General features: G+C 61.8%; 14 protein-coding genes and 1 pseudogene. 10 read left to right on the plus strand and 5 right to left on the minus strand.

Going from position 1 to position 23007, the window contains the following annotated elements; all coding sequences use genetic code 11:
• The first annotated feature begins 185 nt into the window (after positions 1 to 185).
• The 3 genes from PSH91_RS12595 (at position 186) to PSH91_RS12605 (ending at position 6961) form a co-directional block, all read left to right on the plus strand.
• Positions 186 to 1022 carry an AraC family transcriptional regulator gene (locus PSH91_RS12595; RefSeq protein WP_076384954.1) on the plus strand — a complete coding sequence of 279 codons (837 nt, stop codon included), beginning with the start codon at positions 186 to 188 and terminating at the stop codon, positions 1020 to 1022.
• A 53-nt stretch (positions 1023 to 1075) separates the two neighbouring features.
• The gene (locus PSH91_RS12600) at positions 1076 to 1678 is read left to right on the plus strand and encodes a LysE family translocator (RefSeq protein ID WP_076384952.1); all 603 of its coding nucleotides are present in this window, start codon (positions 1076 to 1078) and stop codon (positions 1676 to 1678) included.
• A 180-nt stretch (positions 1679 to 1858) separates the two neighbouring features.
• On the plus strand, positions 1859 to 6961 hold the full coding sequence (locus tag PSH91_RS12605) for a dermonecrotic toxin domain-containing protein (protein WP_305468369.1): 5103 nt from the start codon (positions 1859 to 1861) through the stop codon (positions 6959 to 6961).
• An 88-nt stretch (positions 6962 to 7049) separates the two neighbouring features.
• Here the strand turns inward: PSH91_RS12605 and PSH91_RS12610 are convergent.
• Both PSH91_RS12610 and PSH91_RS12615 read right to left on the minus strand, forming a co-directional pair.
• Positions 7050 to 8004 (minus strand): annotated as a pseudogene (locus tag PSH91_RS12610) (class I SAM-dependent methyltransferase).
• Positions 8005 to 8202: 198 nt separating this feature from the next.
• Positions 8203 to 8865 (minus strand): murein L,D-transpeptidase catalytic domain family protein, encoded by a 663-nt coding sequence (locus PSH91_RS12615; RefSeq protein WP_305468532.1) that lies wholly within the window; start codon positions 8863 to 8865, stop codon positions 8203 to 8205.
• Between the two features lie 180 nt (positions 8866 to 9045).
• Here PSH91_RS12615 and PSH91_RS12620 point away from each other — a divergent pair, with 180 nt between their 5' ends.
• Positions 9046 to 10608 (plus strand): murein L,D-transpeptidase, encoded by a 1563-nt coding sequence (locus PSH91_RS12620; protein ID WP_305468370.1) that lies wholly within the window; start codon positions 9046 to 9048, stop codon positions 10606 to 10608.
• A 6-nt stretch (positions 10609 to 10614) separates the two neighbouring features.
• Here the strand turns inward: PSH91_RS12620 and PSH91_RS12625 are convergent, their stop codons facing one another.
• Complete coding sequence (locus tag PSH91_RS12625) at positions 10615 to 11247, minus strand: NAD(P)H-dependent oxidoreductase (protein ID WP_305468372.1); 633 nt, start codon at positions 11245 to 11247, stop codon at positions 10615 to 10617.
• Positions 11248 to 11333: 86 nt separating this feature from the next.
• Between PSH91_RS12625 and PSH91_RS12630 the strand changes: the two genes are divergently transcribed.
• From PSH91_RS12630 to PSH91_RS12645, 4 genes are all read left to right on the plus strand, one after another.
• The gene (locus PSH91_RS12630) at positions 11334 to 11963 is read left to right on the plus strand and encodes a TetR/AcrR family transcriptional regulator (RefSeq protein WP_305468373.1); all 630 of its coding nucleotides are present in this window, start codon (positions 11334 to 11336) and stop codon (positions 11961 to 11963) included.
• A 512-nt stretch (positions 11964 to 12475) separates the two neighbouring features.
• Positions 12476 to 15037, plus strand: coding sequence for a nitrite reductase large subunit NirB (gene nirB / locus PSH91_RS12635; protein ID WP_107322504.1), 2562 nt, complete (start codon positions 12476 to 12478; stop codon positions 15035 to 15037).
• A complete protein-coding gene (gene nirD / locus PSH91_RS12640; RefSeq protein ID WP_160892665.1) occupies positions 15037 to 15423 on the plus strand; it encodes a nitrite reductase small subunit NirD in 387 nt (128 codons plus the stop codon). The genes nirB and nirD overlap by 1 nt, the downstream gene beginning before the upstream one ends.
• Before the next feature lie 81 nt (positions 15424 to 15504).
• Complete coding sequence (locus PSH91_RS12645; RefSeq protein ID WP_274090412.1) at positions 15505 to 15945, plus strand: CBS domain-containing protein; 441 nt, start codon at positions 15505 to 15507, stop codon at positions 15943 to 15945.
• A 69-nt stretch (positions 15946 to 16014) separates the two neighbouring features.
• Here PSH91_RS12645 and PSH91_RS12650 read toward each other — a convergent pair whose 3' ends face one another.
• Both PSH91_RS12650 and PSH91_RS12655 read right to left on the minus strand, forming a co-directional pair.
• Positions 16015 to 17052, minus strand: a complete 1038-nt coding sequence (locus PSH91_RS12650) for an AraC family transcriptional regulator (protein WP_047226519.1) — start codon at positions 17050 to 17052, stop codon at positions 16015 to 16017.
• A gap of 9 nt (positions 17053 to 17061) precedes the next feature.
• Positions 17062 to 17973, minus strand: coding sequence for a GGDEF domain-containing protein (locus tag PSH91_RS12655; protein WP_160892667.1), 912 nt, complete (start codon positions 17971 to 17973; stop codon positions 17062 to 17064).
• A 476-nt stretch (positions 17974 to 18449) separates the two neighbouring features.
• Here PSH91_RS12655 and PSH91_RS12660 point away from each other — a divergent pair, with 476 nt between their 5' ends.
• Both PSH91_RS12660 and PSH91_RS12665 read left to right on the plus strand, forming a co-directional pair.
• Entirely contained in the window at positions 18450 to 20972 is a 2523-nt protein-coding gene (locus tag PSH91_RS12660; RefSeq protein WP_288910758.1) for a TonB-dependent receptor, read from the plus strand.
• Between the two features lie 82 nt (positions 20973 to 21054).
• Positions 21055 to 22992 carry a phytase gene (locus PSH91_RS12665; protein WP_305468377.1) on the plus strand — a complete coding sequence of 646 codons (1938 nt, stop codon included), beginning with the start codon at positions 21055 to 21057 and terminating at the stop codon, positions 22990 to 22992.
• Positions 22993 to 23007: the final 15 nt, after the last annotated feature.

Consider the following 23007-nt stretch of genomic DNA (forward strand, 5'->3'; position numbering starts at 1 on the left):
ATGGATCCATTAACTCTCTTAACTATTTCGGTTGTCAATATTTTTGGTGTCCTGGTAGACGGTTGGCAGTCTTTAATGGATCCATTTGCTTCGTTTCGGCGAAAACAAAACTGCACAAATCTTCCAGACTCCCTCGCCGCCAGCGGTTAACCTGCTCGTGCTGATACACAAAAACGAGACTGCCCATGACAACGCGCAACTGGATCGATCTCAAGCAGGACCCCACGTCCGGCATCGAGACCGTGCGCGCGCATTTCGAGGGGCATGCCTACGATCCCCATTGGCACGACGCCTATCTGGTGGGCGTGACCGAACAGGGCGTGCAGCAGTTCCATTGTCGCCGCCAGCAGCACAACAGCACGCCGGGCAAGGTGTTTCTGCTCGAGCCTGGGGAGTTGCATGACGGCAACGCGCCCCACGCCAGCGGTTTCACCTATCGCACGTTGTACCTCGAGCCACAGTGGCTGGAGCGCGAACTGCGGTCGTTGTTCGACGTGGCTCCGGATAATGCACAGCTGGGATTTGCCGCCACCCTGGCCGACGATGCGCGGCTGGCGAGCGCCACGGCCATGGCGTTCCAGAGTTTGCATCAGCAGGAGATGCGCATCGTGCGCCAGACGGCCCTCGACACCTTGCTGGCCAACCTGACCCAGCACCTGCACTGGCGTGCGCGGATCAATCCCGATCCGCGCCTGCCATTGGTGGCGCAGCAGGCCCGTGATTATCTGCACAGTCATCTGAGTGAAGACATCGGGCTGGATGACCTGGCACGGGTCACCGGGGTGGACCGTTTTCGCCTGACCCGGGCCTTCAAGGCCGCGTTCGGTCTCGCCCCCCATGCCTATCTGATCCAGTTACGCCTGGCCCGGGCCCGGCGCTTGCTGGCCCGTGGCGAAAGCGCGGTGGCGGTGGCGGCGATACTCGGTTTTGCCGACCAGAGTCATTTGGGTCGCTGGTTCCAGCGCGCCTATCGCCTGAGCCCGGCGGACTACCGCAAGCGTTGCTCAAACGTTCCAGACTGAGCGCGGTTGGGTGGGGATGATCAGGCTACGATCATTCACCGAGATGTTGCTCCATGGACCAGTTGCTGCCGTTCGCCTTGTTCGCCTTTGTTGCCTCCATCACCCCGGGCCCGACCAATATCCTGGTGCTGAGCCACAGCTCGCGCTTTGGCCTGGCGACCACCTTGCCAATCATCCTCGGCGCCTGCGCCGCCGCAGCCTTGTTGGTGTTGTTGGTGGGCACCGGATTGGGCGATGTGCTGGCCCGTCATGCAACGCTCCAGACTTTGCTGTCATGGGCCGGAATTGCCTGGTTGAGCTGGATGGCCTGGCAAATATTCAGCACGCCAGTCCAGGCCATCGACCCTGAACGACCCATTGAGGGGCTGCGTCTTGGCTTGGCGGGGGCGGCCGGTTTGCAGTTGGTCAATCCCAAGACCTGGATGATGGCATTGGCGGTGGTCAGCGTCTTCGCCGGCACCGAGGCCGACCGCACCGTGCGGGTGCTCTGGCTGTCCCTGGCGTTCTTCGCGATTTCGATCCCATGCATGACCGCCTGGGCGTATCTGGGCCTCGGCGCCGCCAGATTCTGCCGATCCACCGTGGCCATGGGGCGGTTCAATCGGATCATGGCGGTGTTGTTGCTGATGTCGGCGTGGTTGACGTTGGTGGTGTGATCCTGATCAGGCGCAAGCATTTGATGCAGACCTGTCAGCGACTGGCCATGGAACCTGCAACCCCTTGCAACGGTTGGGCGGTTTAAAAACAAGCTCATTTTGGAGAGGATCGCCCACGCCCCGGCTTAGCGTATTTCAAAATTTCAGATGCTTAATCGACCCCAAGGAAGGAGGTCCATCATGTCCACTGTCGATTCCCATATCGATTTCATCCAGGCCAGGCTACCGGCCTGGTTGAAACAAGCTTCGCGCCACCGCCAAGAGCGTTTCAAGGTCCTTGCCCAGCAATTGCAGCGCGACAGCGATGCGCTGAACGCACTGCTTATCGACCTGCCAGCGCCGGAACCCTTCACACTCAATTTGCTACAGGCTCAGCCACCCATGCAGGCCTGGCGCCCGATCAATGGCCGCGGCAGTGTTTGCGACGCAGTCCGGCGGGCAAGGGTCAGGCGCGAGCACTTCGGCCCCTCTCTGTCGGTGGTGGAGGCCGCCATGCGCAACTTTCCTCCTGCTGATGCGGCCACCGGCAGTTCTTTCGATAAAACCGGCGAGCTTTTCATCAAGGGCAAGCCTGGAGAGTTTTACCGTTGGGGCGCGCCGTCAGACACCACGGCATTGCCCACGACCCCTGCCAGTTTTGCCCGAGTCTGTCGGCAGGTGGATGTGGGCGGTGCCTACCAGCGTCTGCTCAAGCAACGCCTGCCGCCTATCGGCGACGAGGTTCCTGTCGTGGCTGACGCCTATATGGCCTACGCGCGCAGTCTGCTCGCCTATGACGCGTACGAGGCGAAGCTGGATGGACGCCTGGACGAGACCGGCGAGCGATTGTTGGCCTATGTCGGGGTGCGGCTCGAAGATCGTCCGGTGGCTTCCCTGGCGTGTGAGGTCAAGGGCCTGGAGGTGCTGTCTGCGCCGTTGTTCGGCGCACGGGTGTATTGGGGGCTGAAAGGGGACGCAAAAGGCGTTCGCCCGGTCGTCTTGCACCTGCCCTATGACGTAGTGGCCCCGATCAGGCAATTTCCCAGCCTGCAGGCCATGGCCGCAAAGCTGACCGAACTGGTGCGCAAACGCAGTTACCGCCAGAGCCTGATGCGTTACCTGCCGGTACGCTTGCAGGCCCGCTTAGGTGAGGCCCTGCATGACCAAGTGGAGTGGGAGATAAAAGACAACCTCAACCTTTTCCAGGAAATCCACGCGCGTATTGTGGGTTGGCGTGAAGGCGAGCTTGGCGAGGAGGGTAATCCCCGGCGCATTCGCGTGCCTGTTCCCCACGTCCCCTGGACCCTTAGCGATGTTCGCGAGGATCACTGGAATGATCGCTATCACGAATGGCGCACCCACACCCTGAGCAATGCCTCGGCGCTGATGATCTCGACCCGGGACCAGGACTGGCAGGCATTGCTGGCACGCCTGGAGTATTGGGAAGGCCTTGCCGAGCGTTCATTGATGCTGGCTGTCAGCTTCATTCCGTTCTGCGCTCCCATGGGGATGGCTGCGGCGGCGGTGGGCGGGGTGCGCCTGGTGTATGAGTTCTTTGAAGGTATCCAGGCGCTCAACGAAGGCCACGCGCAAGAAGGCATCAATCACATCTTCAACGTGCTGTTCGGGGTCGCCCAAGGTGCCTATCTGGGTTTCATCGGCGGGGCTGTTGAACCCATGCCCGTGCATGACGGCACGACGCGGCTGTGGAATGGCGATGTCACGCCCTTCCAGGCGCGACGCTTGCCGCCTGTGGAGGCCGAGCAGGACGCCTGGGGTGTCTGGCGTACGCCAGACGAGGCATGGGTGCGGATCGATGGTCGTTATTTCGAGGTGCAAGGCACCGGCGAGGCCCTGGGGCTGCGCCTGCCTGCCGGTCACCGAGGCGTGACCCCGCCTCTGGAGTGGAGCCGCGCGCGCGGCTGGCAATGGGCACACCGCAATCCCTTGCAGCGAAGCAATCTGGAGTTGCTGCGCAACTTTGTCGAGACGCCCGCCGAGCTGGACGACGCTATGCTCCTGGCCGTACAGCAGCAGGTCGGTATCAGCGAGGCGCATCTGCGCTACCTGCAAGTAGGCGGGCAGCCAATGCCGGCCATATTCGCCGATGCCCTCGCTGAGGCACGCAACTGGCAATGGGTGCAGCAGACCGTTGGACGCTTGCGCGCGGGTGAAGCACCCGGGAGCGCGCACATTCAGGTCACCCAAACCCTTGTGGATTTGCCCGGTTGGCCTGCGGACATGACGCTGCGCTTGCACGATGGCGAGCAGGTTCACTCCGTGGGCGACAGGGCCACCATGCGTTTTCTCGATCTGGACAAAGCGGACCTGGAGCATCATGCCTGGGCGGAGCGTATCCTGGCCGGTCTTCGCGCGGACGAACAGCGCGTGCTGCTGGGGCAGAGTTCTATCGGCCTGCGCCCGGTGGAAAGCAGTCGGTTGTTGGCCGGCCGCTGGGCCGATTATCTTGAGCGCAATGTTACGCAGGTGACTGCTGGCATGGCCTCGTCCACCCGGCTCGATCCGTTGGCCGCTCCGATAGTTCGGGCTTTTTCCGGGCTGCCTGAATCCATCGCCAACGAGCTTGCCCGGCAGTCTCAGGGCCAGGACCGGGTGCGGCTGCAAGCAGGCCGGGTGACGGGACGCCTGGGTAAACAATGCGTAGAAGCCCTGACTGAGCTGCGCCTGACTCGAGCCTTGCGCGATCTTGAGCGGGGTGAAAGCAGCGCGGACCGGGATCGCATTGTCATGGGCCTACTTGGCAATGCGCCGCAACTGCAAGGCCGGTTGCACCTGCGGCTGTTGTCGGACAAGTTGTTGGCTCCGCTCGAGGTGGGAGAGAACGGCCCCTTGAAAGTCATCCGCCAGGACGGCGGGAAATACCATCCCTTCGACGAAAGGGGAAATGAGCTGGCTGGGGATTCGAGCCTCGAAGAGGCGCTGCTCAGAGCGATGCCGGATGAGGCCCGCAACGCGCTCGGCTTGAACATCTGGGCGTCGACCACCCTTCGCAAGGTGCTGATGGAGCAAGCCCTTGGCGATCGCCAGAGGCTGCGTACGTACCTGTCGCTCAAACGCACGGGCAACGACGCAGCTGCCCTGCAATGGCAGAACGGACGCCTGGGTTATCCGCTCAGTGGGCGCGGGAAACTTCCTTTGCAGGGCTGGCGCCACCGTGTGGAAGGGCGTCTTGAACGCCTGTTTCCCTACTATGCCGGGGAATCGCTGGCCAGGCTTCAGCGTAGCCTGGCCGATCAGGCCAGGCGCGAAGGCATCAGCCTGGACACCCTGGTGACCCGGTTGAGCAACGATTGGGCAACGCTGGACGAAGGCCTGCGTCAGTGGGAGGTCCATGAGGGGGTTCATCACCCCGTCGAGAGCGAATATACCCGTGCAGATACCATCGCCATGCGCAGGGAGGTGGCGCAGGAGATCCGTCGCGCCTGGCGCCGTGAGCCGGATCCGCGCAGGGAGGATAGCGAGCTGACTCTACGTCTGTCGGGGTTGAACATCGGCCGGCTTCCTCCCATCAGCGCACGTTTCGAGCATATTGAAGAGCTGACGTTGGCTCATCTGGGGCTGAGCGAAGACCCTTCGAATTTCCTGAGGTTGTTTCCCAATATCGATACGCTGCGCCTGCATGGCAATGAGCTCACCGCCGTGCCGGTAGCGGCGGGTGAGTTTCGCTCTCTGGAGGAGCTGTCATTGGGCAGAAATCCGCTCAATATGAATGCGGACACCTTTGCCCCCTTGATCGGCGCCGACCGTGCTACTGGTTTGCGAGAGCTGCAGCTGTCCGAGGTGAGCAGTGGCTCGGACCCCGTGGCCAGTGCCAATATGGTCGCGGCCATCGGCCGCCTGGCTGAGTTGCCGTCCCTGCGTGAACTGGTCTGGTCCGACAACTTGCATTTCACCCCCCAGGAGCTGGAGGCCATCACCGCTTTACCAGGATTGCAAGCGCTGGACCTGGTTCGTTGTGGCCTTCGCCTGGATGAACAGGGCAGTGCATTCTTGCGTGCCGCCACGGCCCTGGAGGACCTGCGCTTGAGCGGTAACAACTGTCGGGAATTACCCGATCTGCCGGAGCTTGCGCACCTCAAGGAGCTGGAACTGGCCAACGCGGGGCTCGATCGGGTACCGGCATTGGCCCTGGCGCTGTTGGCCAGGCCTTCATCCGATCCGATCTTCCTCGACCTCAAGGGCAATCGCATCAGCAACATCCAGGATGATCTGATTCCTGCCCTTGGCAACATGCCGAAGACGAACACCCTTGGGCTCTGGCTCGAAGATAATCCACTGCCCAGCGCCCAGATCCGCGCCCTTCGCGCATTGGACCCCGAGGCCTTTCGCTACACCGTCGATGACTGGCTCCGTGACTTCCCCGACCTCAAGAGTGCATTGGAAGTGGCTCGCGACGATGCCGGAGGGCGCCGCTTCATCGATTGGTTCTGCGGCGCCATCCGTGACGCAGACGCCGATCAACCAGGCGGCCTGGCCCTGGGAGATCGTCAGAGGGCTGCCGGTATCCTGCAGTACTACACTGGCTACCCCGACCTTTATACCGAGCTGTCGGGCCGTATCGCAGATTTCGACCAGCAATTGGCCCAACTGCGTACCCGCTTGCAAGCACGGGTTCTGGACAGGCAAACACCAGACGTTGCCGAGCTGGAGCTGCATTTCCTCATGTTCGGTTCGGTTCAGCGTGCTCGCCTCGAACCCCAGGGCATACACTTTGCGAGGTTTCTGACCAACCATTATGACTATTGGGGCCAGGTGTTAAGCGGCCGATATCCCGAGCTTGTGCAACGCCGGGCCGCGATGACCCGTGAGGGTTTCATCAACTGGCTCAGTGACGCACAGGACACATTCAACAGCAATGATCAAACGCCCCGCGTAGGGGAACTGGCCTGGCGCCCGTATCTGGGGTTGATGTCTCGCGATTGGCTCGACGGCCTGGCCATCTGGGACACGGTGGAGGAAAACCTGGTGGATGCCTTCAGCGAGCCGGTGGATCCCTCCCATTGGCCGCAGGTATTGCTGGATAACCTGGCGCAACCGGACGCCGACCTGCCCAGCGCCCTGGAGTCAATCACCCAGCCCACCGGGACGATGTGGTATCGGGTGAGGCTCGAGGCCGTAGCAGATGTGAACTGGGCCGCAGGCGAGCCGGTGACGCTCACCGAAGACCAATTGCGGCGCACCATGGCGATCTACCGTTCGGTCAAGAGCCGGGAAGTCGAGGCCATGGTGCATCGGATAACCACTGGCCTGGTCACCCCTTGGTGGTCGCTGCGACCGCAATAACCTGTGCCGGCACACCTGCCGCGAAGCTGTGGCGAGGGCGTAAATCTCCTCGCCACAGCGCCCTTGCAAAGGGGCGCATCAGGCATCGTTACACGGCGCAGCCATCGTCGCGGGTGAACACCAATGCCTTCAAGCCGCACTCCATATCCGCGTCGGGAAACTCCGGGGGATTGGCCAGGCGTTCCACGAACTTCAGGCCAGGCGCTTCGCGGGTGACGCCGTCGATGAGGAAGTCCGGGCCGGTGGCGGGGTCGTTGCTGCAGGCCAGGACCGTGCCAGTGGCGCACAACAGTTCCGGCAAGCGCCGCAGGACTCGCTGATAGTCCTTGGTCAGCAGGAAGCTGCCTTTCTGAAAGGTGGGGGGGATCGATGATGACCAGGTCATAAGGGCCGCTGTTGATCACCTTGCCCCATGACTTGAACAAGTCGTGGCCAAGAAAACTCACCTGGCTCAGGTCATGGCCGTTCAGGCGATGGTTGTCGCGGCCACGACTCAAGGCCGCGCGCGACATGTCCAGGTTGACCACATGCTGTGCACCGCCGGCGATGGCTGCCACGGAAAAACCGCAGGTGTAGGCGAACAGATTCAACACTCGCTTGCCGCTGGCGTTGGCGCGAACCCAGTCGCGGCCGTAGCGCATGTCGAGGAAAAGACCGTTGTTCTGCTTCTTGCCCAGGTCGATCCGATAGCGCAAGCCGCCTTCGACCAAGGTCCATTCGTCCAGAGCCTCACCCACCAGCCACTGGGTAAGGCTGTCGGGAAGGTAACGGTGTTGCACGGCCAGCGTATGGGCCTTGCTCTGTTGCCAGGCCGGGGTAACGGTGAGGGCGAGCAGCGTGGACATCAGATTGTCCAACTGCGTCGGCTCAGGCTGCTTGAACAACGAAACCAGCATCACCCCTTGCAGCCAGTCGACGGTGATCTGCTCCAACCCCGGCCAGCAGCGACCGCGGCCATGGAACAGGCGCCGGGTTTCTTCCGGCACCGAGGTCAGGGCCGTCAGTAAATGGGTCTGCAGGGTTTGAAGGGCTTCAGGGTTCATCGGACAAGGCCAGCAATGCGAAAGGCCGGCATTTTAACCAGCCTTTCAGCAGGTGCAATCTGTGGCGAGGGGATTTATCCCCGCTGGCTGCAAAGCAGCCCTGCCTGCCAACTCGGTGTGCCAGGAAGATGGAGTCTGCTGCATTGGGGCTGTTTCGCAGCCCAGCGGGGATAAATCCCCTCGCCACAAAGGTGCTACCTAACTGCCGCTAGTAGCCAAAATGCTCGCAACCTGTTGCGGCTGACAGTTGAGGTAGGCCGAACGCTTGAGCCAGCTCGGGTCCGGGTACCAGGAAAACATGAATTGCCCGTCCTTAAGTTTGTCGATCACCTTGCGCGCCACCTGCGGGCGGACGGCAGGGCAGCCCAGGCTGCGGCCGATGCGCCCCTGACGCACGCTCCACAGCGGGTTCACATAATCGGCGGCGTGGATCACGATCGCGCGGTCGCGGGCCAGGTCATTGAAGCCCGGCTCCAGACCGTCCATGCGCAACGAGTATCCATGGGCGCCATGATAACTTTCCTGAGTGCGAAACAGTCCCAGGCTCGACTGGAAACTGCCCAGGCGATTGGAGAACTGCGTGGCGAAGTTTTCCCCGGATTTTTGCCCGTGGGCCACCAGATCGCGCAATACCAGCTTCTTCTGGCGCAGGTCGAAGATCCACAGGCGACGGGCCGTGGAAGGTTGCGAGTAGTCGATGACCGCTAGGTGGCGGGCTGGGCGAGCGCCGTTGGCGACAGCGCATTGCATGGCGCTCAAGGCACTTTTGAGCGCTTGGGGATTGAGTTCCGGCGCCGCGTGGGTGAGGCTGTTGTAAAGCGGCTGAGAATTTCCTTTGTCGGCCAGCGCCGGGCTGCACATCACGCCAAGGCCGGTGATGACCAGGCAGAGTCGGCGCAAGAGGCTTGCTGAAGATGGAAAATTCCCACGGTGGTGTTCGTTTGCGGCATCCCGTCCGATTTGGTTTGTTTGCATGATGGCGGGTCGTACCTGTCGCAAAGTTGACCGTCAACGGGACGGCCATGGATTGGAGTAAAGCAGTTGTTCAAAAAGTCCGCATGTTACCTGAGCCTTTTATTGCTCACTGCGCCATTGGTCGCAACAGCCGAGCAAAGCGATCCGGCATTGGTGCAAACCACCTTGGCCCAGCTGTCGATCAACTGTCCCGAGCTGGCCGCAGGCGTCGACTTTCCGACGATGATGAGTTTGCAGGCGTTCTACGAGCAAAACGCAGGCCAGGACGTCTGGTCGGACGATGAGCGACGGATGGCGTTGCAGGCACAGTTGCAGCAACTGGCCGACGACGGACTGGACCCGGCACGCTACAGCTTGCCCGCAGAAGGAACCGCCCAAAACCCCCATTGTGTAGACATCGCCATCAGTCAGCGCTACTTGCAAGCGCTGTATGAGCTGCGTTTCGGATACCTGCCTCAGGACCGCCTGGAGCCGGTATGGAAGGCCGACCCGCTGCCACAGGATCGTCAGGCCGAGGTGTTGGCCATTGCCGGGTCGGGCCTGCACGACTTGGACGAGGCCTTTGAGCAGGCCCGGCCGAGCCTGGCGCTGTATCGCAACTTGCGTGAACTTTACGCCCGGCAACGGCAACAGCCCTTGCCCGAATGGCAACCGGTGCCCGGCGGCCCCTTGTTGCACCCGGACAAGCGGGACGCCCGCGTACCGGCCCTGGCCCAGCGATTGTTCAGCGAAGGCTATTTCAGCGCACCCCCCGTGATCATCGACGATCACTACAACCCCGACCTGGTAGCGGCGATGAAAAGCTTCCAGCTTCACCATTCGCTGCAAGCCGATGGGGTAGTGGGGCCATGGACGGTGACGGAGCTGAACATCAGCCCGTTCATGCGGCGCGAGCAGTTGCGCGTCAATCTGGAGCGCATGCGCTGGCTGGCCCGGGACCTGGAGCCGGACAGCGTATTGGTCAATGTGGCGGCGGCCCGGTTGACGGTCTACCAGGACGGCGCAGCGGTCTGGCAAACCCGCACCCAAGTGGGCCGCGTGGACCGGGAAACCCCATTGCTCAAGTCCCGAGTGACACGACTGACACTCAACCCGACCTGGACCATCCCCCCGACTATCATGCGTGAAGACAAACTGCCTGAGATTCGTCGCGACCCAGAGTTCTTGAGTCGACACAACCTGAGGGTGATCGATCGCGATGGCTTGCCGTTACTGGCCCAGGACATCGATTGGGAGCATCCCGGCGGCCTCATGCTGCGCCAGGACCCCGGTCCGCAAAACCCACTGGGTAAAATGGCGATCCGCTTCCCCAATCCGTTTTCCGTGTACCTGCATGACACGCCCAGCCAGTCACTGTTCAGCAAGGAACCGCGGGCGTTCAGTTCGGGGTGTGTGCGAGTCGAACAGGCCATGCAGTTGCGCGACTGGTTGGTGAGCCCGGCTGAACGTCTGCGCACCGACACGCTGCTGGCCAGCGGGCTGACTCATGAGTTCAGGCTGGCCAGGCCGGTGCCGATTCTGTTGGGCTACTGGACAGTGCAAGCCGACAGCCAGGGGCAGGCGGTGTACATCCCGGATATCTACAAGCGTGATCAGCTCCTCTCCGCCGCCAAGGGCAGCGTGCTCTGATGGCGGTCAGGCGCACTCGCTGCTGGCTTGAACCTGTGCAGTCTCCTCGCGCTGCGGAAACAGCCGCCGGCCAAGGTCATAGGCAGTGGCCAGGTGAAGCGCCGGTTCGAGGGTTTCCGAGTCGAGCAAACGTTGGGAACTGACCACCCGGGCGCCGCAGTAATCAAAGATGCCGTGGTCGATTTGCGCGGTCATCGCCTGGCCATAACCGTGGCGCAGGAACGTACCCTCATCAGCCCCGCCCAGGGCCACCAGATGCACCTGCAAACGCTGCAGTTTTTTGATAAAGGGTTTATCGAGGCTGAAATCGAACGCCCAGCCGTTGGAAAACACCCGGTCGATCCACCCTTTGAGCAATGCTGGCATCGACCACCAGTAAATGGGATACACCAGCACCAGCGCATCTGCGCGGTCGATTCTGGCTTGTTCGGCCAAAACGTCCATGGGCGGTGAGGCCTCGCGGTGGTGTACCGCGTGATCGGCGAAACTGAACCGCGGATCGAAGCCTTCGGCGGCCAGGTCGGCGATCTCGAACGTATCGACGGGATTGGCTTGGCTCAGGCCTTGGGCGATTTTTTTCGCGAGGCCGTGGGTAAGGGAATGGGGATCGTGATGAGCGACAACGATGAGTGCATGCATGGCAAAACTCCTCATGGCAATGACCGGTATCAAGCAGGTATGCTTGGTTAAGTTACCTTTAGTAAGTTACGGTTGGTAAAGTTAGCATGTCAAGCCTTGATGAAAATTCGCGATCTTCTGCTGCTCCCCGTCGACGCTTGTCTCGCGAGGATCGGCAACGGCAGCTGTTGGATGTCGCCTGGCGGCTGGTGCGAGAGGAGGGCAGCGAAGCGCTGACCCTGGCCCGCCTCGCCGAACAGGCGGGGGTAACCAAACCCATCGTGTATGACCACTTCACCACTCGATCCGGGCTGTTGGCGGCGCTCTATCAGGATTTCGATGCCCGTCAGACGGCGCTCATGGACGCCGCCCTGGAAGCGAGCGAACCGACACTGCAAAGCCGCGCGGAGGTGATTGCTGCTTCGTTTGTCGAATGCGTCCTGCTGCAAGGCCGGGAGATCCCGGGGGTGATCGCGGCGCTGACCAGTTCGCCAGAACTGGAGCGCATCAAGCGCGAATATGAGGCGATTTTCCTGGACAAGTGCCGAGCCGTCCTGGAACCGTTCGCCGGTACACGGGCCATCACCCAGGCGAGTCTGCGGGCGATGCTGGGCGCGGCAGAAGCCCTGTCCAATGCCGCTGCCACCGGGGAAGTCAGCGCCGCCGAGGCCAAGCAAGAGCTCTTTGTGACCATCGTGGCGATGGTGGATAGAGCCGCCCGCATCGGCGCAACCTGAACCTTCCCCATCGCGAGCAGGCTCACTCCCACAATGGCCCGAGCCCCCTTGTGGGAGCGAGCCTGCTCGCGATGGCGTCAGCCCAGTCACTGCACTTTTATGAAGCTACAGGCGGTGAATCGCACCATGGCAAGGCAATTGTCCGCGCATGGAAAGCTTCTGACGGGCGCCTGCTTGCATAAGGTGGCCGGGCAGGCTTTTTCGCGGGCAAGCCCGCTCCCACAGGGCATTTCGAGGGTTGCAAGCAGCGCTGGGTGTATGAATCAAGGGGCCAGTCAAAGGCTTGGCACGCTCGCTGCAAGAGGCTGTTCAGGCCCACTGTAAATACATCAAGTGGGCAACCCTGTCGGTCAACGAAGATCGAGAGCCAGCAGGCCGGGGATAACGGTAGATCGGGGCGCAGTCGCCGGATCGATACCGCACAGAACAGGCAAAGACGCCTGGAACCGCAAGGTTTCAGGCGTCTTTTTTTTTGCTTTCAAAACCGTGATGGGCTTTTGTCGGGTGCTTTTATGAATTCCAACGTTGCTTCCCTGAACAAGCTGCAAACACTGATCGTGATCGGCAATGGCATGGTCGGCCATCACTGCGTCGAGCAACTGATCGAGCGCGGTGCCCTCAATCATTACCACCTGCATGTGTTCAGCGAAGAACCGATGCGCGCCTATGATCGCGTGCATCTGTCGGAGTATTTCTCTGGCCGTGACGCCGAGTCCCTGGCGCTTGGGCAAGCCTCGTTGTACCAGACCCCTGGCGTCACGCTGCACCTGGGCGTGCCGGTGCTGGAAATTGATCGCGAGGCGCGCCAGGTGGTCACTGCCCAGGCTCGCATCAGCTACGACAAACTGGTGCTCGCTACCGGCTCTTACCCGTTCGTGCCACCGATCCAGGGCGCCGAAGGCGATTCCTGCCTGGTCTATCGCACCCTGCAAGACCTGGACGCCATTCGTGCCGCCGCAAGCAACGCCCGCCGGGGTGTGGTGGTCGGTGGTGGTCTGCTGGGCCTGGAAGCGGCCAATGCCCTCAAGACCCTCGGCCTGGAAGCCCATGTGGTGGAATTCGCCCCGCGATTGATGCCGGTACAACTGGATGAGCAGGGCGGTCTGGCCCTCAAGGCGCGCATCGAGAAACTGGGCGTCGGCGTGCATCTGTCCAAGGGCACTCAGTCCATCAGCGCCGGTGAACAGTACCGTTATCGGATGAACTTCGGCGATGACGATTTCCTGGAAACCGACCTGATCGTGTTTTCTGCCGGCATCCGCGCCCAGGATGCCCTCGCTCGCCAGTGCGCTCTGCAGATCGGCCCGCGCGGTGGCGTGGTGATCGATGACCATTGCCTGAGCAGTGACCCGGACATCTACGCCATCGGCGAATGCGCAGCCTGGAACGGCAGCATCTTCGGCCTGGTCGCTCCGGGTTACCAGATGGCCCGCAACGTCGCGGCTCGCTTGTGCGGTGAAAGCGCCGAGCCGTTCACTGGCGCGGACATGTCCACCAAGCTCAAGTTGCTGGGGGTGGACGTAGGTTCCATCGGCGATGCCCACGGCAATACACCGGGTTCGCGCAGCTTCCAGTTCATCGATCAAACCAGCGCCAGCTACCGGAGACTGGTGGTGGACGCTGACGGCAAACGAGTGATCGGCGCGGTCCTGGTGGGCGACAACAGCTACTACGACACCCTGCTGCAATACATGCAGAACGGCATCGCGTTGCCCAAGGAGGCTGCCGGCCTGATCCTGCCGAGTTCCGAAGGTGCACCCACGTTGGGCCCGGCAGCACTGCCTGCGGCGGCGACCATCTGCTCGTGTCACAACGTCACCAAAGGCTCGATCTGTGCGGCCATCGACAGCGGCTGCACCGACCTTGGGCAACTGAAATGCGATACCAAGGCCGGCACCGGTTGCGGGGGTTGCGCCGCCCTGGTCAAGCAGGTGTTCGAGCACGAACTGATTGCTCGCGGCGTCAGTGTCGACAAGAGCCTGTGCGAACACTTCGCCTATACCCGCCAGGAGCTTTATGCCTTGGTGCGGGTTGAAGGCATCATCAGCTTCGACGAGCTACTGGCCAAGCACGGCCGCGGGCACACCGGTTGCGACTTGTGCAAACCGGCGGTGGGCTCGATCCTGGCGTCGTGCTGGAACCAGCCGATCATGGACCCGTCCCTGGTGCCGTTGCAGGACACCAACGACACCTTCATGGCCAACATGCAGAAAAACGGCACCTATTCGGTGGTGCCACGCATCGCCGGGGGCGAAATCACCGCCGACAAGCTGATTGCCATCGGCGTGGTCGCCAAGAAATACGACCTCTACACCAAGATCACCGGCGGCCAGCGTATCGACCTGTTCGGCGCCCAGTTGCACCAGTTGCCGGATATCTGGGCCGAACTGATCGAAGCGGGTTTCGAAACCGGGCACGCCTACGGCAAGTCGACCCGCACGGTGAAGTCCTGCGTGGGCAGCACCTGGTGCCGCTACGGCGTGCAGGACAGTGTGCAAATGGCCCTGACCATTGAGGATCGCTACAAGGGTTTGCGTTCGCCCCATAAGCTCAAGTTCGCGGTGTCCGGTTGCACCCGCGAGTGCGCCGAGGCCCAGAGCAAGGACGTCGGCGTGATCGCCACCGAGAAGGGCTGGAACCTCTACGTGGCCGGTAACGGCGGCATGCGCCCGCGTCACGCCGAGCTGTTCGCCACCGACCTGGATGACGCGACCCTGATCCGCTACATCGACCGCTTCCTGATGTTCTACATCCGCACCGCCGACAAGTTGCAGCGTACATCGGTCTGGCGCGAAAGCCTGGAAGGCGGCCTGGACTACCTCAAGGACGTCATCATCGAAGACAGCCTGGGCCTGGGGGCCGAACTCGAAGCCCAGATGCAACTGGTGGTCGATCGTTATGAATGCGAGTGGGCCAACGCCCTCAAAGACCCGGACAAGCTCAAGCGCTTCCGCACCTTCGTCAACGACGGTCGCGGTGATCCGGATGTTCATTTCGTCAGGGAACGCGGCCAGCGCCGGCCGGTTCACGCCCACGAGCTTCACCTGATTCCCGTTACCGAGGAGGTGCTCTGATGAGCCAGTCAAACGTCGTTCGTATCCCCACCCGCAACGCGGCCCAAAGTCCCGTGCAATGGCGTGCCCTGTGCAGCCGCGAGGATCTGGTGCCCAACTCCGGCGTGGTCGCCTGGCACGACGGCAGCCAGGTGGCGCTGTTGTACCTGCCCGAACAGCAGGACAAACCGCTGTACGCCATCGACAACCGCGACCCCAAGTCCGGGGCGAACGTGATCGGTCGGGGGCTGTTGGGCAGCATCAAGGGTGAACTGGTGATCGCATCGCCCCTGTACAAACAGCATTTCCGCCTGGAAGACGGCCATTGCCTGGAATACCCGGAGCAGCGTCTGCGGGTGTGGCCGGTGCGCCTGAATGGTGATGTGGTGGAGATTGGCGAAGACTGATCCGCCTCTGACCCCGGCGCCACAACGAATCAGGCAATTTAAGTGCATTGGCTTGCCTTTAACTGAAGTTGGGAATCAACAATGAAAACAGCCGCTCAACTGGTAAGACTCAAGACTGTGCAGAACCAGCAGGTTCACAGCATCGCGCCGGAGCAGACCGTGCTCGAAGCGCTGCAGATCATGGCCGAGAAAAACGTCGGCGCGTTGCCGGTGATCGAACACGGTCAGGTGGTTGGCGTGTTCAGCGAGCGTGACTATGCGCGCAAGCTGGTGTTGCAGGGACGCTCCTCGGTGGGCACTTCGGTACGCACCGTCATGAGTGCTCCCGTGGTCACCGCCGATAGCCAGCAGAGCATCGACCGCTGCATGGAAGTCATGACCGACAGCCACCTGCGACACTTGCCGGTGCTGGATAACGGCCAGTTGATGGGGTTGTTGTCCATTGGCGATCTGGTGAAAGAGGCGATTGTCGAGCAGGCGGATTTGATCCGGCAGCTGGAGCATTACATTCGCGGGCACTGAACCCACAGGGAATTTATCTGTGGGAGCAAGCCTTGCTCCCACAATGCTGCGAAGTTTCGCTAAATTTCCTCACCCCAACATCAGCAACTGCCGGATCAGATTCGGCGTACTGCCGGTCCAGCGCTTGAACGAGCGGCGAAAATTCGCTGTGTCGTTGAAGTTCAGGTACTGCGCCACTTCCTCGTTGCTGAACCCCTTGACCTGGTACAAGTACAACGCCACATGGGTGTGCACCCGGTCCACCTGTTGCTGGAACCCGGTATGGTGCTTGTGCAGCTTGCGCTTGAGCGTCGCCGGGCTCATGGCGAAAGCCTGGGCGATCTGTTCCAGGCTGGGCGTCTGCTGCACATGGCTGTGCAGGTAGTCGTAGACGCAGTCCAGAAAGCTTGCCGCGAAACCCAGTTGATCGAGTTGGTCTCGGGCTTCGATCCGCGCCACCTGGCCGGCGGTGGCCGACACGTTGGGCCAGGGCTGGGCCAGGCAGTGGCGGGGCAGGCGCATCAGGTCCAGCGGCCGATTGAATTGCGTCTGCTCACCCAGGTGCACCCAGTACTGTTCGACGTAACGCGGCTCCTCATGGCGAAAGCTGCATTGCCAGGGCAGGCGTTCGCCGCTCAGCCATGCACTCATGGCAACCATCGAAGTCATGCTGGCTTCCAGTATGAAGCGCCATTGTTCATCCGCACCGCAACTGTCCAGCCAATGGATGTAGGCATAGTGCTCGTCCAACAACAGGCGCGGCGCGGCCAGGGGGCTGAGCAGTGCTTGCTGGTCAATCAGGGTTTCCAGGGCCTGATGCAGATTCTGCGCGTGGCGTAGCGCATGACTGGCTGGCCCGTAATGTCCCGGCAGCAGCCGCTGGCCAAACAGGAAACTGCTGTCACTGGCATCGAGCAGGCGTCGGCTGTTGTCGATCAGGCCAAGAAACTGTTGCGGGCTGATGCGGCTCTGGCCAGCGAGGATATCGTCGTGGAACAGCCCTGTGCCACGCAGCAGGCGGTGGCTGTCGATGTCACGCGACAGTGCCAGATCGATCAGCGCGGCAGGCTGATAGTGCCCCGGAATGAAGCGGCTGTCGGTTTCATACCAGCAGGTCTTGAGGGTCATGGGCCGGCCTCAGGCGCTTTTCAACGTGGAACGGGATCGGGCCAGCGTCAGGTTGAGGCGTTTGAGCAAGGCCTCCGGCGACTCGTCAAATGCCATCACCACGGCGGTGCTGGCGGCCAGTTGCAAGCGCTCGCCGTGTTGCCGGGTCTTGTGGGCCAGGCTGCCAACCGCGTGGGCCAGTTCTGCGGCCAGATACCGGGCCTGGCTCTCGCCTGTGTCGGGCAGCAGGACCACAAAGCGATCACCGGCCAGGCGACAAAGCAGATCCTGACGGCGCAGGTTCAGCACCAGCAACTGGCTGACGGCTTGCAGCACCGCATCACCCTCGCCGTGACCGAAGCGCTGATTGATGGCGGTGAAGTTGTCCAGGTCCAGGGCCAGCAATGACAAGGGCTGCTGGCGGCGTCGGCTGTCCTCCAGGCTGCTCGTCAGTTCATGTCTGAAAAAGTCCGCGCCTCCCAGCGGCGTGAGTTTGTCGAACAGGCGGTGCTCGCGGAACAACCGTTCACGCTTCTCCATTTGTCCGTTGATCGCCAGTTGTTCCCGGTGCCAGTGATAGATGCCGAGGGTCAGCAGAATCATGCCCACCGGCATCGGCCCGGACTCCAGCCAGTGGTCCCAGGTGATGCTGTCGGGCAAACGGATGAACTCGTCGAGGCTGTCGATCCACCAGGAAAAAAAGATGCAACCCAGGCCCCATACGAGGTAGTTGGTCACCCGACCGGCCGGGCGACTCTTGAGCACCAGGCCGAGCCAGACCAGCGCCAGCAAGGCCGAGCCGCCTTCGCCAAGGATATCCAGCCAGACCCACTCACTCAGCGGTTTGAGCTCACCGTTGGCCAGGTGGAGCATCAGCCCGAGGTTGGCCGCCAGCAGAAGCAGGGTGAGTTTGAGGCGGTGCGGGCGCAGCACGGAGAACATGGCCGGAATCCTTTGCCAGAAGCGGAATGCGGCTCAGCACAGCAGATGGATGTGACAGTGCGGTGACGGTGGGTGAATGGGTGGGGGAGGTCGAATCAGCTCATTGGTTGTCCGGATTTTTATGCATGAGATCGCCCTTATCTCATTGTGGCGAGGGGATTTTGTGGGAGCAAAGCTTGCTCGCGACGAAGACGACGCGGTTTTTCAGGGGGTCGAGGCGCCTGCATCGCGAGCAAGCTTTGCTCCCACAGCGGTGTGGAGCGACGTTTCGCAAAAAGTGATCGGCTGCTGAAGGCCTGTGCGGCTCGGAAACAGGTCATTTCAGCTCATTCTGGTCCGCCAACCCCCTCACATCAGTGTGTTTTAGGCCCTGCGGGCAAACGCTGTCACAGAACCGTCACCCCCCACCCCTAGCGTGCCCTCCCAGTTGCCGGGCCGTTGCCTGGCGGATTTTCGGATTCCTGGGGGAGACCACCATGCATCACCGCACAAGCACTGCCGGGCTCGTCGGTTTTACGTTCACCGCGTTGGCGATGGCCATTGCCAGTGAACGGCTGAGCGCTGCCGAGCAGACGACCACTGAACACGTCCAAGTGGTCGGTCAGGCGGCCAGCATCGATCAGGCCCTGAAGGAGCAGCGCAGCGCCGACAGCATCAAGAGCGTGGTGCATGCCGACGGCGTGGCGCAGTTGCCGGATGAAAACGTCGCCGAAGCCGTTCAGCGCCTGCCGGGCATCAGCGTCGAACGTGACCAGGGCGAAGGTCGTTTTGTCAGCGTGCGGGGCCTGGGGCCAGACCTCAACAGCGTGACCATCAACGGCACGCTGGTACCGGCACCGGAAAGCGAGCGCCGGGCCGTTGCCCTGGACGTGCTGCCCGCGGAGCTGGTGCAGTCGCTGTCGGTGATCAAGACCCTGACGCCGGATATGGACGCCAACTCACTGGGCGGCACGGTCGACGTGAAAAGCCTCTCGGCGTTCGACCACAAGGGCTTGTTCTACACCGGCAGCAGCGAAGCCAGCTACGACAAGAATACCGGCCAGACGAGTCCGAAATTCTCTGGCGCTATCAGCGACCGTTTCAGCCTGGGCGACGGCATCGATAACTTCGGCGTTGCAGCAGCGCTGAGCTGGCAGAAGCGCGATTTTGGCTCGGACAACGTTGAAACCGGCGGCGCCTGGGATTTCGAGCAAGGCTCACGACTGGAAGAGTTCGAACAACGCGACTATGACATCCGTCGGGAGCGCGCCGGCGGCGGGCTGAACTTCGACTACAAGCCTGATGATCTGAGCAGCTACTACCTGCGCACGCTTTACAGTCGTTACAAAGACAGCGAAACCCGCAATGCCGCCAGCCTGGCTTTCGAGGATCCACAAGCGGCCGGCGAGCTGGGTGCCGCAGAAGGCGAGCGCAAGATCAAGCAGCGTGAAGAAACCCAGGAGATCCAATCCTATGTACTGGGCGGGGAGCGCATGTTCGGTCTCTGGACTCTCAGCGGCCAGGGCGGCTACAGCAAGTCCAGCGAGGACAGCCCCGGTCATATCGCCGGTGCCACATTCGAAGGCATCGATAGTTTCGAGGGGGGCTTCTACGGCAACGACAAGCCGCGGCCGATCATTGGTTCGGGGTTCTATGATCCGGCCAACTTCAGCCTGGACAAGGTGGACTGGGAACAGCAGAACACCACCGACACCGAGAAAAACCTGCGCCTGGACCTGGCCAGAGACTATGACGTCAGTGGCTACGCCTCCCAGGTCAAATTCGGCGGCAAAGTCAGCCGCCGCGACAAGGACAACGACCTCGACGCCTGGGTCTATGAGGATTTCGGCGACCTGGGGTTCACCGACGAGCAGTTGAACCTCGGACAATTCCAGAAGGGCAACGTGGATTACAGTCTCGGCCGTTACGGTCCAGGCATCAGTGCCGGAGCCATTGAACAATTGTTGGGTGGTCTGGACCGCGACGCCTTCTTTGATGCGCAAGAGTCGCGGGTCAATGACTTCCAGATGAGCGAAGACATCAACGCCGCCTACCTGATGAACACGGTGGACATCGACGATTGGCGCTTGATCGCCGGCATGCGTTATGAAGGCACGGAGTTCGAAGCCAAAGGCAGCGGCGTTACCGACGGCGTGTTCACCGACACCCAAACCCGGCGCAAATATCACCACTGGCTGCCGGGCCTGCACGCGCGTTACCAGTTGGACAAGAACACCCAGGTGCGTGCGGCCTGGACCAAGTCCGTGGTGCGCCCGACCTTCGGGCAACTGGCCCCGGGTTTTGTCATTGACGATGACGAGGCGACCTTCGGCAACCCGGACCTCAAACCCCTGGAGTCGAGCAACCTGGACCTGGGCATTGAACATTTCATGGGCCGGGCCGGCACTGTGTCGGCTTTCGTGTTCTACAAAGACATCAAGAACTTCGTCTACAACACCGACCTGGCGGGCACGGGCGCCTGGGCCGACTTCTCCGAAGCCCATAGCTTTGCCAATGGTGACAGCGCCAAGCTCTATGGCCTGGAACTGGCCTACTCACAAAAATTCGACTGGCTGCCAGCCCCCTGGAATGGATTGCTTCTGGGGGCCAACACCACCTTCAGTCGCTCGGACGCCGAGATCGAAGGGTTCGATCAGGCCAGCGGAACACAACGCAAGCGCAGCATCGACCTGCCGAACCAGTCGGACACCGTGGGTAACCTGATGCTGGGCTGGGAAAACGACAAGCTGAGCTTGCGCCTGTCGGCCAATTACAAGTCGGCCTACCTGTATGAGCTGGCGTCCATCAGCGACCGCGACCATGACCTGCACGTTGACGCCCAGACCTTTGTCGACTTCAGCGCCCGCTACTCCCTGACCAAAAACCTGCAAGTGAGCCTGGAAGCCCAGAACCTCACCGACGAGTCGTATTTCGTCTACACCGGCCACCGCGCCTACAACGGTCAATACGAAGAATACGGCCCGACCTACAAGCTGGGGCTGACCTTCACCCATTTCTAGATCGCGACGCCGATCCGTCAGGGCGAGGGGAAAAATCCCCTCGCCCTGCAGGTGGACAAAAGACCCGTTTGAACCCGGCTCAATGACAAGGATTTTTCCGTTGAACACAGCTTTGTTTTTACCCAAGCAGTACCTGTTGGCAATGCTCATCAGCCTGGCAAGCGTTCCAGCGTTGGCGGCTTCCCCAACCCTGAAGCTGCAACCCTGGCCTCAGGCACAGGAACGCTCGATCAATGCCCTGGGATTCGTGCCCGGCCATTGGACCAGCGAACGACTGGCCAGCGCCCGTGAAGGCTTGCTGTTGCTGGATGCCCAAGGCCGCGAACTGTCACGCCTGGAGGGCTCCTTCGAAGGTCTCGACAGCCGTGCCCTCGGGGCGAACGTTCTGGTGGCCAGCCTCGACAGCACTCGTCAGCAAGCACTGTTGGTCAGCCTCGATCCGGATAAACGTCAGTGGGGGACGCCGCTGTACCTTCCTGCGCGAGATTTCCCGGTGAACGGGCTGTGCCTGTACCGCGATGAAGCGAGCAACCTGTTTGTGTTTCTGGTGGGTGAAGAAGGCAAGGGGGAGCAATGGCTGGTGGGCAACGGCGAGCACCTGAGCGCCAGTGCACAGCGCGTACGCGGCTTGCCACTGCCGCCCGATGCCCAGACCTGTCAGGTGCAAGACAGCGCCAATCAACTGTTCGTCAACGAGGAACAAGTCGGCTGGTGGGCCTACCCGGCATCCTCCGAGGCCGATGCCGTGCGTGTACCCGTGGCGATGCGCACGCCGTTCGGTGACATCCAGCAGGCTGCTGGGGACCTGGCGGCGTTACCAGGCGGGTTGCTGGGCCTGGACCCACAAGCGCGACAGCTGCATCTGTATCAGCAAGACGGCCAGGGCTGGACCTCGACAGCCCGTCTGGCGCTGCCGGGCCTGAACGAGCCGGAAAATCTGGCGGTACGGGCGACGAAAAACGGCCTTGAACTGTTGTTGCGCGACGATGACAGCGCACGCCTGTATCAGGGCCAAATCAATTGGCAACCCACCCCTGTGTCCCTGCCGCCGGTGCTGCCTACAGTGGCTGCCGTTGGCCAGAGCGAGCCGGTGGCGCGCCAGGGCGACGCGGCGGATGATCCGGCGATCTGGGTTCATCCCACGACACCTGCCTTGAGCCGGGTGCTAGGCACCAACAAGAAGCAAGGCCTGCTGACGTATGACCTGCACGGCAAGCTGCTGCAGGAGCTGGCGGTGGGCCGCCTCAACAACGTCGATGTGCGCGGCAACTTCAAGCTGGGCACGCAAACCGTCGATCTGGCAGTCGCCAGCAACCGCGACCGCAACAGTCTCAGCCTGTTCAGCATCGACCGGGTCAGCGGCGAACTGCGCGAGGCCGGCGAGATCCCCACGCCACTCAAGGAAATCTACGGCATCTGCCTGTTCCAGCCGGTTGAGGGCGAACTGTATGCCTTCGCCAATGGCAAGGACGGGCGCTATTTGCAGTACCGCCTCAGCGCCCCGGACGGTGTGGTGAAAGGTGAGTTGGTGCGCCAGTTCAGCGTCGACAGCCAGCCTGAAGGTTGCGTCGCCGATGACCGGCGCCAGCGGCTGTTTCTCGGTGAAGAAGACGTCGGAGTCTGGGCGGTGGATGCCCGGGCCGACCGACCGGCGACATTGGACAACGTGATCAAGGTCGGACCTCAGTTGCATGCCGACGTCGAGGGCATCGCCCTGTACCAAGGCGCCGGCCACGATTACCTGGTGATCTCAAGCCAGGGCAACGACAGCTATGTGCTACTTGATGCCGAACCGCCTTATGCCGTGCGCGGTGCGTTCCGTGTCGGCCTGAACGGCGCCGCGGGCATCGACGGCGCCTCGGAAACCGATGGCCTGGAAGTCACTTCGGCCAACCTTGGCGGTCCCTGGAGCGACGGCATGCTGGTGGTCCAGGACGGCCGCAAACGGATGCCCGAGCAGACCCAGAACTTCAAGTTCGTGCCCTGGAACGAAGTCGCGAAAGCCTTGCGCCTGCCTTGAGCGGCGCTGTCATCA

Source organism: Pseudomonas sp. FP1154 (assembly GCF_030687245.1).
GTDB classification, from domain to species: domain Bacteria; phylum Pseudomonadota; class Gammaproteobacteria; order Pseudomonadales; family Pseudomonadaceae; genus Aquipseudomonas; species Aquipseudomonas rhizophila.

Bases quoted from the DNA above. Each gene is read 5' to 3' on its own strand.
- PSH91_RS12595 (WP_076384954.1), top strand. From the start codon at position 186: ATGACAACGCGCAACTGGATCGATCTCAAGCAGGACCCCACGTCCGGC.
- PSH91_RS12600 (WP_076384952.1), top strand. From the start codon at position 1,076: ATGGACCAGTTGCTGCCGTTCGCCTTGTTCGCCTTTGTTGCCTCCATC.
- PSH91_RS12605 (WP_305468369.1), top strand. From the start codon at position 1,859: ATGTCCACTGTCGATTCCCATATCGATTTCATCCAGGCCAGGCTACCG.
- PSH91_RS12615 (WP_305468532.1), bottom strand. From the start codon at position 8,865: ATGTGCAGCCCGGCGCTGGCCGACAAAGGAAATTCTCAGCCGCTTTAC.
- PSH91_RS12625 (WP_305468372.1), bottom strand. From the start codon at position 11,247: ATGCATGCACTCATCGTTGTCGCTCATCACGATCCCCATTCCCTTACC.
- PSH91_RS12630 (WP_305468373.1), top strand. From the start codon at position 11,334: ATGTCAAGCCTTGATGAAAATTCGCGATCTTCTGCTGCTCCCCGTCGA.
- nirB (WP_107322504.1), top strand. From the start codon at position 12,476: ATGAATTCCAACGTTGCTTCCCTGAACAAGCTGCAAACACTGATCGTG.
- nirD (WP_160892665.1), top strand. From the start codon at position 15,037: ATGAGCCAGTCAAACGTCGTTCGTATCCCCACCCGCAACGCGGCCCAA.
- PSH91_RS12645 (WP_274090412.1), top strand. From the start codon at position 15,505: ATGAAAACAGCCGCTCAACTGGTAAGACTCAAGACTGTGCAGAACCAG.
- PSH91_RS12650 (WP_047226519.1), bottom strand. From the start codon at position 17,052: ATGACCCTCAAGACCTGCTGGTATGAAACCGACAGCCGCTTCATTCCG.
- PSH91_RS12655 (WP_160892667.1), bottom strand. From the start codon at position 17,973: ATGTTCTCCGTGCTGCGCCCGCACCGCCTCAAACTCACCCTGCTTCTG.
- PSH91_RS12660 (WP_288910758.1), top strand. From the start codon at position 18,450: ATGCATCACCGCACAAGCACTGCCGGGCTCGTCGGTTTTACGTTCACC.
- PSH91_RS12665 (WP_305468377.1), top strand. From the start codon at position 21,055: ATGACAAGGATTTTTCCGTTGAACACAGCTTTGTTTTTACCCAAGCAG.